Origin of the sequence: Ramlibacter sp. MMS24-I3-19, from assembly GCF_050320135.1 — a bacterium.
Lineage (GTDB): Bacteria > Pseudomonadota > Gammaproteobacteria > Burkholderiales > Burkholderiaceae_C > Ramlibacter.
In genome coordinates, this window is sequence record NZ_CP190017.1 from 3225324 (window position 1) to 3241295 (window position 15972).

Genomic DNA, 15972 nt, shown 5'->3' on the forward strand with positions numbered 1-15972 from the left:
ACTGATCAGCTGGCCGAGTGTAGGGCCGCCCGGGCCCGGGCCACAAGCGCTTCCAGCATCAGGCCGGCGTTGAACGGGTGTTCCGCGGTCCGCTGCTCACCGGCGAGGTCGCGCCACCACGCCGCGAGGCCAGCGATGCTGCCTGTCGAGGGAAGGTCGCCTCCAGTGAAAAAGCGAGGCTGGCCGCCGGTGCGAAGGGCCAGCAGGTCGTGGCAAAGCTTCTGCAGGATGTCGATCGCCTGGGCCGGCGTGCAGTCGCCAAAAGCCGACACATCGCCACGCGCGATCGCCTTGGGCAGCTGCGACCACTGGCGCGCATCGCGTCCGGCGTTGTGCAACGCGAGCGCCTCTTCGGGCCGGCCACCGGCCGCGCGCAGCAGCACGGGGGCGTCGGTCGTTGACACACCCTCGGCCGCCAGCCAGGCCAAGGCCTCGTCCTGCGTTGGCCAGCGCATCGGGTGGCCGAGGCAACGGCTGCGAATCGTGGGCAGCAACTGGTGCGCCGCCTCGCTGGCCAGCAGGAAGCGCACATCGCCGGGCGGCTCCTCCAGCGTCTTGAGCAGCGCATTGGCGGTGACCGTGTTCATGCGCTCGGCCGGGTAGACCAGCACCACCTTGCCGCGTCCGCGGCTGCTGGTGCGCTGCGCAAACTCGATCGCGTCCCGCATGGCCTCGACACGGATCTCGCGACTCGCCTTGCGCTTCTTGTCGTCGATGTCCTGCTGCGCCTTCTCCGACAACGGCCAGCCGAGGGCCTGCATGGCCGTCTCCGGCATCAGCACGGCCAGGTCGGCATGGGTGCGGACGTCGATGGCATGGCAGCTGGCGCAGGTGCCGCACGCGCCATCGGCCGTGGGATGGTCGCAGAGCCAAGCGCGCGCGAGGTCCAGCGCGAGGGCGTACTGGCCCAGGCCCGAGGGTCCCTGCAGCAGCCAGGCATGGCCACGCTGCGACAGCAGCTGCCGCGCCTGGTCGGCGAGCCACGGCGCGCGCGCAGTCATGCCAGCCATCCGCGCGAGCGCACCGCCTGCAGCACCTGCTCGCGCACGGCTTCTCGCGACTGGGCGCCATCGATGCGGGCAAAGCGCTGCGGGTCGGCTGCGGCGCGCCGCGCGTAGCCGTCGGCCACTCGCTGGAAGAAGTCGCGGGTCTCGGCCTCGAAGCGGTCCGGTGAGCGCGCCGCCGCCACCCGTCTGGCGGCGACATCGACCGGCACATCGAACCACACGGTCAGGTGCGGCTGGCGCAATCGGCCCGCTGGCAAGGCATCGACCGATTGCACCCAGCGCTCCAGCTGCTCGAGCACGGCGATGTCGAACCCCCGGCCGCCGCCCTGGTAGGCGAAGGTCGCATCGGTGAAGCGATCGCACAGGACCACGTCCCCGCGGGCGAGGCCGGGCTCGATCACCTGGCCCAGGTGATCGCGACGCGCCGCGAACATCACCAGGGCCTCCGTGAGGGCGTCCATGGGCTGGTGCAGCACCAGCTCGCGCAGTCGCTCGGCCAGCGGCGTGCCGCCCGGCTCGCGCGTCTGCACCACCTGCCGGCCCGCGTCGCGAAAGGCCTGCACCAAGGCCTCGACGTGGCTGGTCTTGCCCGCACCGTCGATGCCTTCGAAGCTGATGAAGACGCCCTCGCTCACCGGCCCCTCTGGTACTTGTTGACGGCGCGGTTGTGCTCGTCCAGCGTCTCGCTGAAATGGCTGCTGCCGTCGCCGCGCGCGACGAAATAGATGGCCTTGCTCTGCGCGGGTTGCACGGCCGCCAGCAGCGACGCGCGGCCCGGCATGGCGATCGGTGTCGGCGGCAAACCGGCGCGGGTGTACGTGTTCCACGGCGTGTCGGTCAGCAGGTCGGCCTTGCGCAGATTGCCGTCGAACGACGCGCCGAGGCCGTAGATCACCGTGGGATCGGTCTGCAGCGGCATGCCGATGCGCAGCCGGTTGTTGAACACCGCCGACACCAGCGGGCGGTCGGCGCCCTTGCCCGTTTCCTTCTCGACGATGCTGGCCAGGATCAGCGCCTCTTCCGGGCTGTGCGTGGCGGCCTGCGGTGAGCGCTGCGCCCACGCGGCCTGCAGGCGCTTGTCCATCGCGCGCATCGCCCGCTTGAAGAGCGCCGATTCCGTGCTGCCCTTGGCGTAGGTGTAGGTGTCCGGAAAGAAGCGTCCCTCGGGGTGCTGGCCGGGCCGCCCGAGCAGCGCCATCAGCGCCGCGTCGTCGAGGCTCGCGGTGTCATGCCGCAGCGCGTCTTCCTTGGCGAGCACTGCGCGCACCTGGCGGATGTTCCAGCCTTCCACCAGGGTCACTGCGCGCAGGCTTTCCTCGCCACGGGCCAGCTTGCGCAACAGCCGGCGCGGCGTGACGCCGGCCTCGAGCTCGTAGCTGCCGGCCTTGATCTGGCGCGCCTGGCCGGAGAGCCGGAACCACCAGTACAGCAGCTCCGGATTGGCCTTCACGCCGGCATCAACAACCGCCTGCGCCACACCGCGCGGCAGGGTTCCCGGCTCGATGTCCACGTCGACCATCTGCGCTGCGAGCGGCAGCGGCTGTCGCACCCACCACCATGCATAACCCGCGGCCGCGAGCGTGGCGAGCACGGCCAGGAAGAACACCGTCGAGAAAAAGCGCCGCAACCCTGCTGACCCCATTGAAGAACTGCGGCCATGATAATCCGGCCATGTCCAGTTCCCTCGAAGGCACCTGCGCCCTCACCCACCTGGGCGCGATCCGCGCGCATGGCGAGGAGGCCGCCCGCTTCCTGCACAGCCAGCTCACCCAGGACACCGTGCTGATGCGCCCCGACGAAGCGCGTCTCGCGGCCTTCTGCACGGCGAAGGGCCGCATGCTCGCCAGCTTCGTGGTCGTCGCCCGGGACCCGCAGGACTTCCTGCTCGTCACCGCCCGGGACCTGCTGCCGCCCACGCTCAAGCGCCTCTCGATGTTCGTGCTGCGCTCCAAGGTCAAGCTCACCGATGCCACGGCCGACGTGGACCTGGTGGGACTGGCCGGCAGCGCCGCCGCGCCGAGCGAAGGCCTGGCGCCGTGGCAGAAGCGCGAGGCCGGGCCTGCGCAGGTCGTGCGGCTCTATCCCGCCGACGGAGTGCCACGCGCCCTGTGGATTGCCCCGCCAGGAACACCCGCACCTGCGGGCGCAACATTGACCGCGGACGACTGGGCCTGGGGCGAGGTCCGCAGCGGTATCGCGCCCGTGACCGCCGCGACGGTCGAAGCCTTCGTGCCGCAGATGCTGAACTACGAGTCGGTGGGCGGCGTCAATTTCAAGAAGGGCTGCTACCCGGGCCAGGAGGTGGTGGCGCGCAGCCAGTTCCGCGGCACGCTCAAGCGGCGCGCGTTCCTCGTCCATGCCGAAGGCGTGCTGCGCGCGGGCCAGGAGGTCTTCCATGGCGGCGACCCCGAGCAGCCCGCGGGCCAGGTCGCCCTGGCGGCCCCTGCTCCGGGCGGCGGCTTCGATGCGATCGTCGCCATCCAGCTGTCGGCCACGCAAGGCGGGCAGCTCACCGCCGGCAGCGTGGACGGCCCGGCCCTCACGCTGCTACCCCTGCCCTACGCGCTGCTGGCCGACATCTGATCAGCGCTGCGCCAGCGGCAGCGGCGCAGCCATCTCGATGTGCGGGATGCCGGCTTCCTCGAACGGCTCGCCGCGGACCGTGAAGCCCAGCTTGCGGTAAAAGCCCTCAGCACTGCGCTGCGCATGCAGCACCACCTCGCGGTCGCCCCGGTCGTGCGCAACCTGCGCGAGCGATCGCAGCACTTGCTCGCCAACGCCCGCGCCGCGCAGCACCTGGTGCACGGCCATGCGGCCGATCTTGGCCACGCCTGAACCCGCCTGCAGCAGCCGTCCCGTGGCCACCGCCTGGCCGAGCCGGTTGTACGCGACCGCATGCACGGCCGTCGCGTCGTCGGCATCCCACTCCAGGTCGGCGGGAATGCGCTGTTCCTCGACGAACACGCGGGTGCGGATCGGCGACGCGTCCGCGCCAAGCTGCGCCCAGGCGCCGGTGCGCACCTGCGTCACCGGTTCGCCGACCTCGTAGCCGCCGAGGATCTCGCGGAGAGGTCCGGGCACCGGCCGCGACGTCTGCGTCGCGGGATCGGCGAACACGTACAGCAGTTCACCGGTGATCAGCAACTGGTCGCCGCGGAAGATGCCGCCCAGGAACTGCATCGAGGAATTGCCGATGCGCGCGCAGCGCAGCCCGATGTCCAGCTGGTCGTCCATCCGCGCCGAGGCATGGAATTCGATCGTGGCCTTCTTCACGTACAGGTCGCCCTGCAGCCGGTGCATCGCCTCCTCGTACGGCAACGCCAGCGCGCGCCAGTAGTCGGCCACCGCGGTGTCGAGGTACATCAGGTAATGCGCGTTGAAGACGATCTTCTGCATGTCCACTTCGGCCCAGCGCACGCGCAGGCGATGGAAGAAGCGGAACTCGGAACGTGTCATGGTCGTGGTCATGCTGCTGTCTGGAAGGCTGCTGCCAGGGCCCGGCCGGCGACGGCGTGCGCCTCGCGCGCCTCGGGAATCGCCCGGCCCATCTTGATGAATTCATGCGTGACGCCGCGCCACACCTCCAGGTCGACCGGCACACGTGCGGCGCGCAGCCGGTCCCCGTAGCCGATGCCGTCGTCGAACAGGGGATCGCATTCGGCCAGGCCGATCCAGGCCGGCGCGACGCCCTCGACGTCCGGTGCGTTCAACGGCGCGAAGCGCCAGTCGTCGCGTTGCGCCAGGTCGATGTAGTGGCCGAAGAAGTATTCGATGTGCGCCTGCTCCAGCACCAGGCCATGGGCGTAGCGCCGATGCGAGGCGCTGACCTGGCGCGCGGCCGTGCCGGGATAGAACATCAGCTGCAAGGCCAGCGGCAGTTGCGCATCGCGCGCCAGGATCGCGCAGACAGCAGCCAGCGTGCCGCCAGCGCTGTCGCCTCCGACGGCCAGCGGTTGCCCACCAAGGCCGAGCTGGCCTTGGGCACCGGCCAGCCACCGCAAGCCGTCCCACGCATCGTCGACCGCAACCGGGAACCGGTGCTCGGGCGCGAGCCGGTAGCCCAGCGACACGACCGTGCACTGCCCCAGCGCAGCCAGTTCGCGGCACAGGATGTCGTGCGTCGTGATGCTGCCGATCGTGAAGCCGCCGCCGTGGAAGTACAGCAGCACGCCGCGCGAGGGCCCGTCGCCCTGGTACAGCCGCGCCGGCAACGTGGCACCGTCGCGTGCGGGCACGGCCAGGTCCTCGACGCGGGCCAGCGCGCGACGCGGCACCTCGAGGACATCTGCAGCGCCTTCGTAACTGGCCCGCGCCTCCTGCGGGGTGAGCAGGTGCATGGGCTGGTGGCGCAGGCGGCCCATGCGTTCGAGCACGGACCGCATCGGGCGGGTCAGTTCGGGATACTCGGCAAGGAAGGTCACGTGAAGGCGGGCCGCGCACCGGGGAAACGCGCTCTCGGACGCGCGCCGGGCAGGCTACATTGGGACGGCATCTTACGACCGAGCTCCACCATGGCCTTCATCAACTACGTCACCCAGATCCAGTTCGACTTCGGCGCGGTGCGCCAGCTCAAGGCCGAGTGCGACCGGGTCGGCATCACGCGCCCGCTGATCGTCACCGACCAGGGCGTGAAGGCGGCCGGCGTGCTGCAGAAAGCCATCGACGCGCTGCAGGGCCTGCCCCACGCCATCTTCGACCAGACGCCCTCCAATCCCACCGAGGCCGCCGTGCGCGCTGCGGTGAAGATCTACAAGGAGCAAGGCTGCGACGGCCTCATCGCCGTCGGGGGTGGCTCGGCCATCGACTGCGCCAAGGGCGTCGCCATCGCCGCCACGCACGATGGCCCGCTCACGCACTACGCCACCATCGAAGGCGGTTCGCCGCGCATCACCGAGAAGGTCGCTCCGCTGATCGCGGTGCCCACCACCAGCGGCACAGGCAGCGAGGTGGCGCGCGGCGCGATCATCATCGTCGACGACCACCGCAAGCTCGGGTTCCACTCGTGGCACCTGGTGCCGCGCACCGCGATCTGCGACCCGGAGCTCACGCTCGGCCTGCCGCCGCGCCTGACCGCAGCCACTGGCATGGACGCCGTCGCGCATTGCATGGAGACCTTCATGGCCGCGGCGTTCAACCCGCCGGCTGACGGCATCGCGCTCGATGGCCTGGAGCGCGGCTGGAGCCACATCGAGCGTGCCACCCGCGATGGCAGCGACCGCGAGGCACGCCGCCAGCTCATGAGCGCTTCGATGCAGGGCGCGATGGCGTTCCAGAAGGGCCTGGGCTGCGTGCATTCGCTCAGCCACAGCCTGGGCGGCGTGAATCCGCAGCTGCACCACGGCACGCTCAACGCCATGTTCCTGCCCGCGGTCGTGCGCTTCAACGCGCAGGCCGAGTCGGTGCAAAGCGAACACCGCCTCGAGCGCATGGCCCATGCGATGGGACTGACCTCCGCGGACGACATCCCCGAAGCGATTCGCGACATGAACGCCCGCCTGGGCCTGCCCACCGGCCTGGCCGCGATGGGCGTGCAGCGCGACTGGTTCGGCAAGATCATCGAGGGCGCCCTCGCCGACCACTGCCACAAGACCAATCCGCGCCTGGCGACAGCGCAGGACTACGAAGAGATGTTGGCGACCTCGCTCTGAGGCGACTGCGCCTTCAGAGCGCCTCGACCAGCGCAGGGTCGGTTCGCTCGGCCCACACCGCGAACTCTTCCGCCAGCTGTTCGCTCGCGTGCGCGGCAGCCGTCCACGCCTGCATGCGCGCGGCGAGGTCGGTGCCGTAGCGCGCGAAGTCGTTCCGATCAGGCAGCTTGCCGTTGGGCAGCGTGCGCACCCAGTCCGGGTCCGGCGCCAGCACCACGGTGTTGTCGAGGAAGGCCGAGGCGCCATGCCGCCAGCGCCACGCCTTGTCCAGCCAGCCGGGCACCACCGCCTTCTGGAAATGCGGATAGAGCACCAGGCCACGCGGATGCGCCGCGGCGTAGTTCAGGTGCAGGTGGTAATCGGTGATGCCGCCGTCCCAGTACGCGCCACGGGGCGCGCCGGGGATGTCGTGGATCGCCTGCAGCACGAACGGGATCGAGCAGCTGGCCTGCAGTGCGGGATGGAAGTTCTGCGCGGTCAGGTGCACCTGTCGCGTGCGGAAGTCCCGGTCGTCGAACGGCAGGCTCAGCGCCTCCGGGTCGGGTCCGCTCGAGAACACCACGCGCTCCAGCCAGCCGCCCAGCGCGCGTCGATGCACGGTGTTGGCGACGTAGGCGCCGAGATAGCCCAGAGGCGTGGCCACGCGATGTTCGCGTGACAGCAGGTGCCGCCCGCGCGAGGTGACGATGTGCAGCCGGTAGCGGGGATGTGCCAGCACCTGCTCGACACGGCCGCCATAGAACGCCTGCAGGTTCTGCGCGAACCGTTCACTCACGTGCCGCGCAGTCGGCGTCTTGCGCCCCGGCTCGATCTCGTAGTCCTGCGCGATGTAGTCCCGCTCCAGCCGCTGGAACGCAGGGACAGGGTCATCCAGGCACGCAGTCGCCATGCGCCACGCGCCGATCGACGCGCCCACCAAGTGCACGGGCTGTTTCGACCGCCGCAGCCACTTCCCGAACAGGAAGCGGTCCAGCGGTCCGAGCACCAGGCCCTTCGGTCCGCCGGCAGCGCCCGGGATGACGCTGATGTCCTGCGGATCGAGCCCGTGCTTCTCGATGCGGCGGCGCGCGCCCGGGCCGGCGTAGATGCGCAGCGCGCGCTGGGTCATGGACCTACTTGCGCAGCTGCGACAGCTTGGCGAACGCGCCCGCCATCGCGGTATTCAGCTGCGGATTCGAATTCGACGGCGCGCGCTGGCCACGCTGCGCGCCTTCGAAGCGGTTGTCGCGCGGGCCATCGCGGCGCGGCGCCTTGGCGTCGAGCTTCATCGTCAGGCTGATGCGCTTGCGGGCGACGTCGACCTCCAGCACCTTCACCTTCACGATGTCGCCGGTCTTGACCACCTCGCGTGCGTCATTGACGAACTTGTTCGACAGCTGGCTGACGTGCACCAGGCCGTCCTGGTGCACGCCCAGGTCGACGAAGGCGCCGAACTGCGCCACGTTGCTCACGGTGCCTTCGAGCACCATGTCTTCCTTCAGGTCGGCGATGTCCTCCACGCCTTCGTTGAAGCGTGCCACCTTGAACTCGGGACGTGGATCGCGGCCGGGCTTCTCCAGTTCCTTCAGGATGTCCTTGACCGTGATCACGCCGAACTGCTCGTTGGCGAACAGCTCCGGCCGCAGCGTCTTGAGCATCTCGGCACGGCCCATCAGGTCCTGCACCGGCTTGCCCGCAGTGGCGAGCATCTTCTCGACCACGGGATAGGTCTCGGGGTGCACGCCCGTCATGTCCAGCGGGTTTTCGCCGCCGCGGATGCGCAGGAAGCCCGCGCTCTGCTCGAATGTCTTGGCGCCCAGGCCACTCACGTCCAGCAGCTGCTTGCGGCTCCTGAACGCGCCGTTCGCTTCGCGCCAGCGCACGACCGACTTGGCGACCGCGGCGCTCAGGCCCGACACGCGCGTCAGCAGCGGCACGCTGGCCGTGTTCAGGTCGACGCCGACCGAGTTCACGCAGTCCTCGACCACGGCGTCGAGCATGCGCGCCAGCTCGGTCTGGTTGACGTCGTGCTGGTACTGGCCGACGCCGATCGACTTGGGGTCGATCTTCACCAGCTCGGCCAGCGGGTCCTGCAGGCGACGCGCGATGCTGGCCGCGCCGCGCAGGCTGACGTCGACGTCCGGCATCTCCTGCGAGGCGAACTCGCTGGCCGAATACACAGAGGCACCCGCTTCGCTCACGACGACGCGCTGGATGTCGGTGCCCAGCCCCTTGACCAGGTCGGCGGCCAGCTTGTCGGTCTCGCGGCTGGCCGTGCCGTTGCCGATGGCGATCAGGTTCACGCCGTGCTTCTGGCACAGCAGCGCGAGCGTGTGGAGCGAGCCGGCCCAGTCGCGGCGCGGTTCGTGCGGATACACGGTGGCGGTGTCCACCAGCTTGCCGGTGGCGTCGACCACCGCGACCTTCACGCCGGTGCGGATGCCAGGGTCCAGGCCCATCACGACGCGAGGACCCGCGGGTGCCGCGAGCAGCAGGTCGCGCAGGTTGTCGGCGAACACCTTGATGGCGACCTTCTCGGCCTCTTCGCGCAGGCGGGCGAACAGGTCGCGCTCGAGCGACAGCGACAGCTTCACGCGCCAGGTCCAGGCCACGCACTTGCGCAGCAGGTCGTCGGCCGGCCGGCCCTGGTGGCTCCAGCCAAGCTGCAAGGCAATCTTGCCTTCGGCGATCGAGGCCTTGCCGGGCTCGGGCTCGACGGGCAATGCCAGCTTGGCATCGAGGATCTCGAGCTGGCGGCCGCGGAACACCGCCAGCGCGCGGTGCGACGGCACGCGGCCGATCGGCTCGTCGTAGTCGAAGTAGTCGCGGAACTTCGCGACGTCGGGATTGTTCTCGTCCTTGCCCGCGGCCAGCCTGCTGCGGAACAGGCCTTCGGTCCACAGCCACTCGCGCAGCGACTGCACGAGGGCCGGCTCCTCGGCCCAGCGCTCGGAGAGGATGTCGCGCACGCCATCCAGCACGGCGGGGACCGTGGTGAAGTCCTCGCCACCCTCGCCCTTCTCCGCTTTGACGAAGGCCTGTGCTTCCGCGGACGGGTCCAGCCGAGGATCCGCGAACAGCTTGTCGGCCAGCGGCTCGATGCCCGCCTCGCGCGCGATCTGGCCCTTGGTGCGGCGCTTGGGCTTGTACGGCAGGTACAGGTCCTCGAGGTCCTGCTTGGTGGCCGCGGAAAGAAACGCAGCCTGCATGTCTGGCGTGAGCTTGCCCTGCTCCTGCACGCTGCGGATCACCGCCTCGCGGCGCTCCTCCAGCTCGCGCAGGTAGCCCAGCCGGTCCTGCAGCGCGCGCAGCTGGATGTCGTCGAGGCCGCCGGTGGCTTCCTTGCGGTAGCGGGCGATGAAGGGCACGGTGGCACCGCCGTCGAGCAGGTCGACTGCCGCGCGGACCTGCGTCTCGTTGACACGCAGTTCGGCGGCGATCTGCCGGGTGATCTTGTCCATGGATACTGCTGGGCTCACTGGCGAAGCGCGCGAGTTTGCCACAGCGAACGCACAGCAAGACGGGACGGCGGCTGACATCGCCGCGAGTGCGGAATTTCCAACATGACCTGCAAATCGTTCGCCGCTTCGGCCGGAGAAACATCCATGCGCGTCCGCCTCATCCTCCTCGTGCTGGCCATCCTTCTGGTGGCCGGCTTTGCCGCCCAGAACTGGAACGAGATCACCCGCCCGACCACGCTCAATTTCGCCGTCACGACCGCGCAGGCTCCGCTGGGGCTGATCCTGCTGACCGCGCTGGGCGTGGCCGTCCTGGTGTTCATCGGGGCCGCGGCCTCGCTGCGCACGCGCAGCCTGATCGAGTCGCGCCAGCACTCCAAGGCACTGCATGCGCAACGCGAGCTCGCGGATCGCGCCGAGGCCTCGCGCTTCACCGACCTGCGGCAGATGCTGGACCAGCACCTGCGCGAGAACCGCGGCACGAACCCCGACCTGGAGAAGACGCTGGCGCAGCACCAGCGCGAACTGCGCAACCAGCTGGAGCAGATGTACCACCTGCTCACCTCGCGCATGTCGGAGCTGGAGCGCCGGCTCGATCCGCGCAGCCAGCGCGTGGTGGACACCACGATGCCCGGCCGCGTCGAAGCGACGCCGGTCTCGCCGCGGATGGCGGAGCCCACGCCGGCGCAGCCCGGCAACGTGCGCCGCGAACGCGTCTAGCGCCTCTCAGTCGTCGAAGAGGCCGGTCCATGCGGCCCGAGCACCGCGCCCTCGATCTCCAGCAGGCGCAGCTTGGTGCGCGCGCCACCCTCGGCCGAGAAGCCGCCGCTGGCGCCCTGCGCGGCCAGGATGCGGTGGCACGGCACCAGCGGTGCAAACGGGTTGTGGCCCAGCGCCTGTCCCACCGCGCGCGCTGCACCAGGCTCGCCAAGGTCGCGTGCCATCTCGCCATAGGTGACCACGGTCCCTGGCGCGATGCGGCGCGACGCTTCGTAGACGCGCCGGTGGAACGGCGGGACGCCCTCCCAGTCGAGCGGCACGTCGATCAGGTCGTCGCGCTGTCCGGCCAGGGCCGCCCGCTGTCGTTCGATGACGCGCACGATCGTGGCAGGCGGCTCGCTCTCCGGCACATCGCCGCAGCGCTTGCGCATGCGGGCCAGCGTGCGCGCATCGCTGGTCTCGGGCAGTTGAACCGCCTGCACCAGTCCATCCGCCGTCCACGCGATGCCGCAGCGGCCGACGGCCGTGTCGAACAGCGCGCAGCCGACCGCGGCAGCCATCACGCCTCGCGCAACGCCTTGCGCAGCTGCTCGCCGACTTCGGGGCGCTCCAGGAACGGGTCGGGCGGATTGCGCACCTCCACGATCGCCTCCATGCGGCTCTTCACGTTGCCGAGCGCCTTCGGATGGCTGAAGACATAGAACTGGTCGGCGGCGATCGCATCGAACACGCGCTGCGCGACTTCCGCGGCGGTGACCTTGCCCGAGCCCACGGCCTTGTCGCTCATCGCCTGCCCGATCAGCTGGCTCTTCGTCGGTTTCGCAGCGGCCAGTTCGCCGGGCCGGTTGCGATGGCTCTGGCTGATGCCGGTGGGAACGAAGTACGGGCACAGCACGCTCGCGCCGACCTGGTCCGTGACGAGGCGCAGGTCCTGGTACAGCGTCTCGGTGAGGCTCACCACCGCGTGCTTGCTCACGTTGTAGATGCCCATGTTGGGCGGCGTCAGCAGGCCGGCCATGCTGGCCGTGTTGACGATGTGGCCCTGCCACGCAGGATCCTTCCTCGCCGCGTCCAGCATCATCGGCGTGAACAGGCGCACGCCGTGGATGACGCCCCAGAGGTTGACGCCCAGCACCCAGTCCCAGTCGGCGACGGTGTTCTCCCAAACCAGCCCGCCGGCGCCGACGCCCGCGTTGTTGAAGACGAAGTGCGGCGCGCCGAAGCGCTGCGCCACGGCCTGGGCCAAGGCTTCCATCTGGTCGGCCTTCGACACGTCGACGCGCCGCGCGAGCACCTGCGCGCCGGCTTGCGTCATCTCCGCAGCGGCCTTGTCCAGCGCGTCCTGCTGCACGTCCACCAGCACCAGGTTCATGCCCAGCCGCGCGCCGATGCGGGCGCATTCGAGGCCGAAGCCCGAGCCGGCGCCGGTGAGGACGGCGGTCTTGCCCTTGAAGTCGGAAATCATGCGGGGTCTGCCTTTCTGAGCACGTAGCCGATGCGGGGGAAGTGCACGTGCACAGCGCCGGCGCGCGGGTCGGTGCGGCTCAGGCTGTAGTGCGTGCGCGTGGCAGCGACCAGCGTGCCCACCGTGCTCTCGGTGCCGAACGATTCGGCGGTGATCGTGACCTCGGACCCGAGCGGGATGCCGTGGTCGTCCTGGAACGCGCTGTCCACCAGCAGGTTCTGGCCCGCGGGCATCGGTTCGGCTTTCTGCGCGACGGTGATCGCGTCAGCCGACGAGAACACCTCGGGCCGTCCTTCACCGAGTGCCGCCATCCGGTCCATCCACTCGAGCAGCGACGGCGTGGCCTGCAGGATGTCGGCCATCACCGGGGCGCGGTGGCGCGTGTACCAGAGCGCGTGGTAGGTGGCGAAGTCGGCCACGCAGGGCTCGGCACCGAACAGGAAGTCGTGCTCGTCCGCCATGTGCGCGATGCGGCGCAGGTACGAGCGATACGCGGACGTCGCATCGGCGGCCCGCAGCTGCGTCATGTTGCTGCGCATCGCCTTGCGGTCGGCCATGAACGCCTGCGCGACGGCTTCACTGGGGAACATGGCCGCCGCCGACTTCGGCTGGATGTTGTAGGTCATCGCCGTCCAGAACAGCGTGGTGTCGGCCCACTGCGCGAAGATGCGCGCCACGCCCTTGATGTGCGGCGGATAGATCGGCGGCTCGGGCTGCACGTGCTCCAGCACGTCGCAGATCAGCGCCGTGTCGCAGTAGACGTCGGCCCCGACTTGCAGGAACGGCGTGCGGCGGTAGCCGCCGGTGAGCGCCACCACGTCGGGCTTGGGCTGGATGCGCGGCACGTGCACCGAATTCCAGGCCAGCTTCTTGTAGCCCAGGATCAGGCGCACCTTCTCCGAGAACGGGGATTCCGGGTAGTGATGCAGGATCAGGTCGGTCACTCGTGGTCCTTCTCGAGGTCAGCGCGGCATGGCGCGCGCGAGGATGGTGTCGAACCCGGTGCCGGCGCCCAGCGTGCCGAACGACTGGCCCCAGTTGCCGGCGATGCGCGAGTCGCAGAAGGCGGCGAAGACGGCGTCGGGTGCGGATTGATGCAGCAGCGACGCCTGCACCGCGTGTGCCACGTCCTGCGCCAGCCGACGCGCCTCGATCTCGGTGGCCATCGCTTCGACGCGCGTGGGCAGCGCATCCGCCAGCCGATCGAGCGCGCCGTGCGCACCGCGCGCCGGCGCGAGTTCGTGCGCCAGCGCCGCGGCCGCATCGGCCTTGCGCAGGGCGCGCAGCAGGTCCAGCGCCATGATGTTGCCGGCGCCTTCCCAGATCGAGTTGAGCGGCATCTCGCGGTAGACGCGGGCCATCACGCCTTCGCCGCCCTCCTCGACATAGCCATTGCCGCCCAGGCATTCCATCGCCTCCTGGGCGAAGTGGCTGCCACGCTTGCAGATCCAGAACTTGGCCACGGGCGTGAGCAGGCGCGCCATCACGGCTTCGTGCGCGTCGCCGCGGCGGTCGAACGCGCGGGCGACTCGCAGCGCCAGCGCGGTGGCGGCTTCGCTTTCCAGCGCCAGGTCGGCCAGCACGTTGCGCATCAGCGGCTGGTCGATCAGGCGCTTGCCGAACGCCATGCGCTGGCTGGTGTGGTTGAGGGCCAGTGCGAGCGCCTGGCGCATCAGGCCACTGGTGCCCAGCGCGCAGTCCAGGCGCGTCATCGTGCCCATCTCCAGGATCTGCGGCACGCCGCGGCCCTCGTCGCCCACCAGCCAGCCGGTGGCGCCATGGAACTCGACCTCCGAGCTCGCATTTGCCTTGTTGCCCAGCTTGTCCTTCAGGCGCTGGATCCGGATCTGGTTGCGGCTGCCATCGGGCAGCACGCGCGGCAGGAACAGGCACGACAGGCCCGACGCGGTCTGGACCAGCACCAGGAAGGCATCGCACATCGGTGCCGAGAAGAACCACTTGTGGCCTTCGATGCGGAAGCGCTGGCCCCACGCGTCCTGTCCATCGGGCTCGGCGCGCGTGGTGTTGGCCCGCACGTCCGATCCGCCCTGCTTTTCGGTCATGCCCATGCCCATGGTCACGCCGGCCTTCTGCTGCACGGGCTTGAGCTCCGGGTCGTAGACGCGGCTGGTGAGGCGCGGCGCCCAGGCGTCGAACACGAGCCCATTGCCACGCAGCGCCGGCGTGGCGGCATAGGTCATGGAGATCGGGCACAGGATCGAGGGCTCCAGCTCGGTGAAGAGCATGAAGCCGGCGGCGCGTTCGACATGCGGCGATGCGGATCCACCGGCCCATGGCGACCCATGCAGTCCCGCTTCGACGGCCGCCTGCATCAGCACGTGGTAGCTCGGGTGGAACTCGACCTCGTCGAGCCGGCGGCCGAAGCGGTCGTAGGTGCGCAGCTGCGGTCCGTGCACGTTGGCCAGCCGCGCATGCGCCTGCATGGCGTGCGTGCCGAGCCTTTGGCCCAAAGCGGCCAGCGCGCTGGTGTCGAGCTGCGGTGCGTTCAGTCGCAACGCATCGCGCATCGCCGCGTTGCCCGCGAACAGGTCGTAGTCCACCAGCGGCTCGGGCTGGTTGAACACCTCGTGCGTGATGACGTCAGGCATCTGCCCTCCTTCGCGCGGCGAACACGAACTGCGGGTGGCCGCGCATCCCGGCCACCGCCTGCCTTCAGGCCAGCTTCACCAGCTGCTTGCCGAAGTTGCGGCCCTTGAGCAGGCCGAGGAAGGCTTCGGGTGCGGACTCGATGCCCTGCGCCACCGTCTCGCGCGGCCGCAGCTTGCCGGTGCCGACCAGCGTGCCGAGCTCCTTCAGCGCCTCGGGCCAGACCTCCATGTGCTCGCTGACGATGAAGCCTTCGACGCGCATGCGGTTGGTGAGGATCAGTTGCGGATACGCCATCGGGATCGGCTCGCCGTTGTAGCCGGCGATCATTCCGCACATGGCGATGCGCGCGAACGCATTGGCGCGCAGCATCACCGCGTCGAGCACCATGCCGCCGACGTTCTCGAAGTAGCCGTCGATGCCGCCGGGGCACGCTTCCTTCAGCGCCTTGGACAGCGAGTTGGCGTCCTTGTGCTGCTTGTAGTCGATGCAGGCGTCGAAGCCGAGGTCGTCGGTGACGTAGCGGCACTTGTCCGCACCGCCGGCCACGCCCACGGCACGCGCACCGCGCGCCTTGGCCAGCACGCCGACCGCGCTGCCGACGGCGCCGCTGGCCGCACTGACCACGACGGTCTGCCCCGGCTTGGGATCGATGATCTTCACCAGCCCATACCAGGCCGTGACGCCCGGCATGCCGACCGCTCCGAGGTAGTGCGACAGCGGCACCTGCGTGGTGTCGACCTTGCGCAGCGCGCCCGGCTGGCCGGCATCGACCACGCTGTATTCCTGCCAGCCGCCCATGCCTTGCACCTTGTCGCCGGGCGCGTACCTGGCGTGCTTGCTCTCGACCACTTCGCCCACGGTCCCGCCGACCATCACCTGGCCCAGCGGCTGCGGCTGTGCGTAGCTCTTGCCTTCGTTCATGCGGCCCCGCATGTACGGGTCGAGGCTCAGGTAGTGGTGGCGCACCAGCACCTGGCCGTCGCGCAGCGGCGGCGTCTCGGTGGTGACGAGCTTGAAGTTCGATGCGCTGGCTTCGCCCTCAGGGCGGTTGTCCAGCAGGATCTGGCGGTTCTTCGGCATGGCGG

The 15972-nt window shown here is 69.8% G+C and carries 15 protein-coding genes; 3 read left to right on the plus strand and 12 right to left on the minus strand.

Translation table 11 applies throughout. The annotated features are described in order from the left end of the window. Nucleotides 1–5: 5 nt before the first annotated feature. From ACPWT1_RS16100 to mltG, 3 genes are read right to left on the minus strand one after another with little or no spacing between them, the layout of a single operon-like run. A complete protein-coding gene (locus ACPWT1_RS16100; RefSeq protein WP_427912155.1) occupies nt 6–1001 on the minus strand; it encodes a DNA polymerase III subunit delta' in 996 nt (331 codons plus the stop codon). After that, nucleotides 998–1642, minus strand: a complete 645-nt coding sequence (gene tmk / locus ACPWT1_RS16105; RefSeq protein ID WP_427912156.1) for a dTMP kinase — start codon at nt 1640–1642, stop codon at nt 998–1000. The genes ACPWT1_RS16100 and tmk overlap by 4 nt, the downstream gene beginning before the upstream one ends. Further along, on the minus strand, nt 1639–2634 hold the full coding sequence (gene mltG / locus ACPWT1_RS16110) for an endolytic transglycosylase MltG (protein ID WP_427912157.1): 996 nt from the start codon (nt 2632–2634) through the stop codon (nt 1639–1641). Before mltG ends, tmk begins: the two co-directional genes overlap by 4 nt. A 44-nt stretch (nt 2635–2678) precedes the next feature. Here mltG and ACPWT1_RS16115 point away from each other — a divergent pair, with 44 nt between their 5' ends. Beyond that, entirely contained in the window at nt 2679–3590 is a 912-nt protein-coding gene (locus ACPWT1_RS16115; protein ID WP_427912158.1) for a YgfZ/GcvT domain-containing protein, read from the plus strand. Here the strand turns inward: ACPWT1_RS16115 and ACPWT1_RS16120 are convergent, their stop codons facing one another. Both ACPWT1_RS16120 and ACPWT1_RS16125 read right to left on the minus strand, forming a co-directional pair. Beyond that, nucleotides 3591–4463: a YbgC/FadM family acyl-CoA thioesterase gene (locus ACPWT1_RS16120; RefSeq protein ID WP_427912159.1), complete on the minus strand. Its 873-nt coding sequence runs from the start codon at nt 4461–4463 to the stop codon at nt 3591–3593. It lies immediately after the preceding gene. Nucleotides 4464–4471: 8 nt separating this feature from the next. Then, nucleotides 4472–5389 carry an alpha/beta hydrolase gene (locus ACPWT1_RS16125; protein WP_427915575.1) on the minus strand — a complete coding sequence of 306 codons (918 nt, stop codon included), beginning with the start codon at nt 5387–5389 and terminating at the stop codon, nt 4472–4474. A 129-nt stretch (nt 5390–5518) separates the two neighbouring features. Here ACPWT1_RS16125 and ACPWT1_RS16130 point away from each other — a divergent pair, with 129 nt between their 5' ends. Continuing rightward, complete coding sequence (locus ACPWT1_RS16130) at nt 5519–6655, plus strand: iron-containing alcohol dehydrogenase (RefSeq protein ID WP_427912160.1); 1137 nt, start codon at nt 5519–5521, stop codon at nt 6653–6655. 13 nt (nt 6656–6668) lie between these two features. On the opposite strand, the gene ACPWT1_RS16135 is transcribed toward ACPWT1_RS16130, so the two are convergent. After that, nucleotides 6669–7763, minus strand: coding sequence for a patatin-like phospholipase family protein (locus ACPWT1_RS16135; protein WP_427912161.1), 1095 nt, complete (start codon nt 7761–7763; stop codon nt 6669–6671). A 4-nt stretch (nt 7764–7767) separates the two neighbouring features. Beyond that, entirely contained in the window at nt 7768–10095 is a 2328-nt protein-coding gene (locus tag ACPWT1_RS16140) for a Tex family protein (RefSeq protein ID WP_427912162.1), read from the minus strand. Between the two features lie 144 nt (nt 10096–10239). Here ACPWT1_RS16140 and ACPWT1_RS16145 point away from each other — a divergent pair, with 144 nt between their 5' ends. Then, on the plus strand, nt 10240–10812 hold the full coding sequence (locus ACPWT1_RS16145) for a hypothetical protein (RefSeq protein WP_427912163.1): 573 nt from the start codon (nt 10240–10242) through the stop codon (nt 10810–10812). Here ACPWT1_RS16145 and ACPWT1_RS16150 read toward each other — a convergent pair. The 5 genes from ACPWT1_RS16150 to ACPWT1_RS16170 all read right to left on the minus strand — a co-directional run bounded on the left by ACPWT1_RS16150 (nt 10809) and on the right by ACPWT1_RS16170 (nt 15967). After that, the gene (locus tag ACPWT1_RS16150) at nt 10809–11372 is read right to left on the minus strand and encodes a methylated-DNA--[protein]-cysteine S-methyltransferase (RefSeq protein ID WP_427912164.1); all 564 of its coding nucleotides are present in this window, start codon (nt 11370–11372) and stop codon (nt 10809–10811) included. The genes ACPWT1_RS16145 and ACPWT1_RS16150 overlap by 4 nt on opposite strands. After that, the gene (locus ACPWT1_RS16155) at nt 11372–12277 is read right to left on the minus strand and encodes an SDR family oxidoreductase (protein WP_427912165.1); all 906 of its coding nucleotides are present in this window, start codon (nt 12275–12277) and stop codon (nt 11372–11374) included. Before ACPWT1_RS16155 ends, ACPWT1_RS16150 begins: the two co-directional genes overlap by 1 nt. Next, on the minus strand, nt 12274–13221 hold the full coding sequence (locus tag ACPWT1_RS16160) for a glutathione S-transferase family protein (protein ID WP_427912166.1): 948 nt from the start codon (nt 13219–13221) through the stop codon (nt 12274–12276). Before ACPWT1_RS16160 ends, ACPWT1_RS16155 begins: the two co-directional genes overlap by 4 nt. 18 nt (nt 13222–13239) lie before the next feature. Beyond that, nucleotides 13240–14886, minus strand: a complete 1647-nt coding sequence (locus ACPWT1_RS16165) for an isovaleryl-CoA dehydrogenase (protein WP_427912167.1) — start codon at nt 14884–14886, stop codon at nt 13240–13242. Between the two features lie 64 nt (nt 14887–14950). Beyond that, complete coding sequence (locus ACPWT1_RS16170; RefSeq protein WP_427912168.1) at nt 14951–15967, minus strand: NADP-dependent oxidoreductase; 1017 nt, start codon at nt 15965–15967, stop codon at nt 14951–14953. Nucleotides 15968–15972 lie beyond the last annotated feature (5 nt).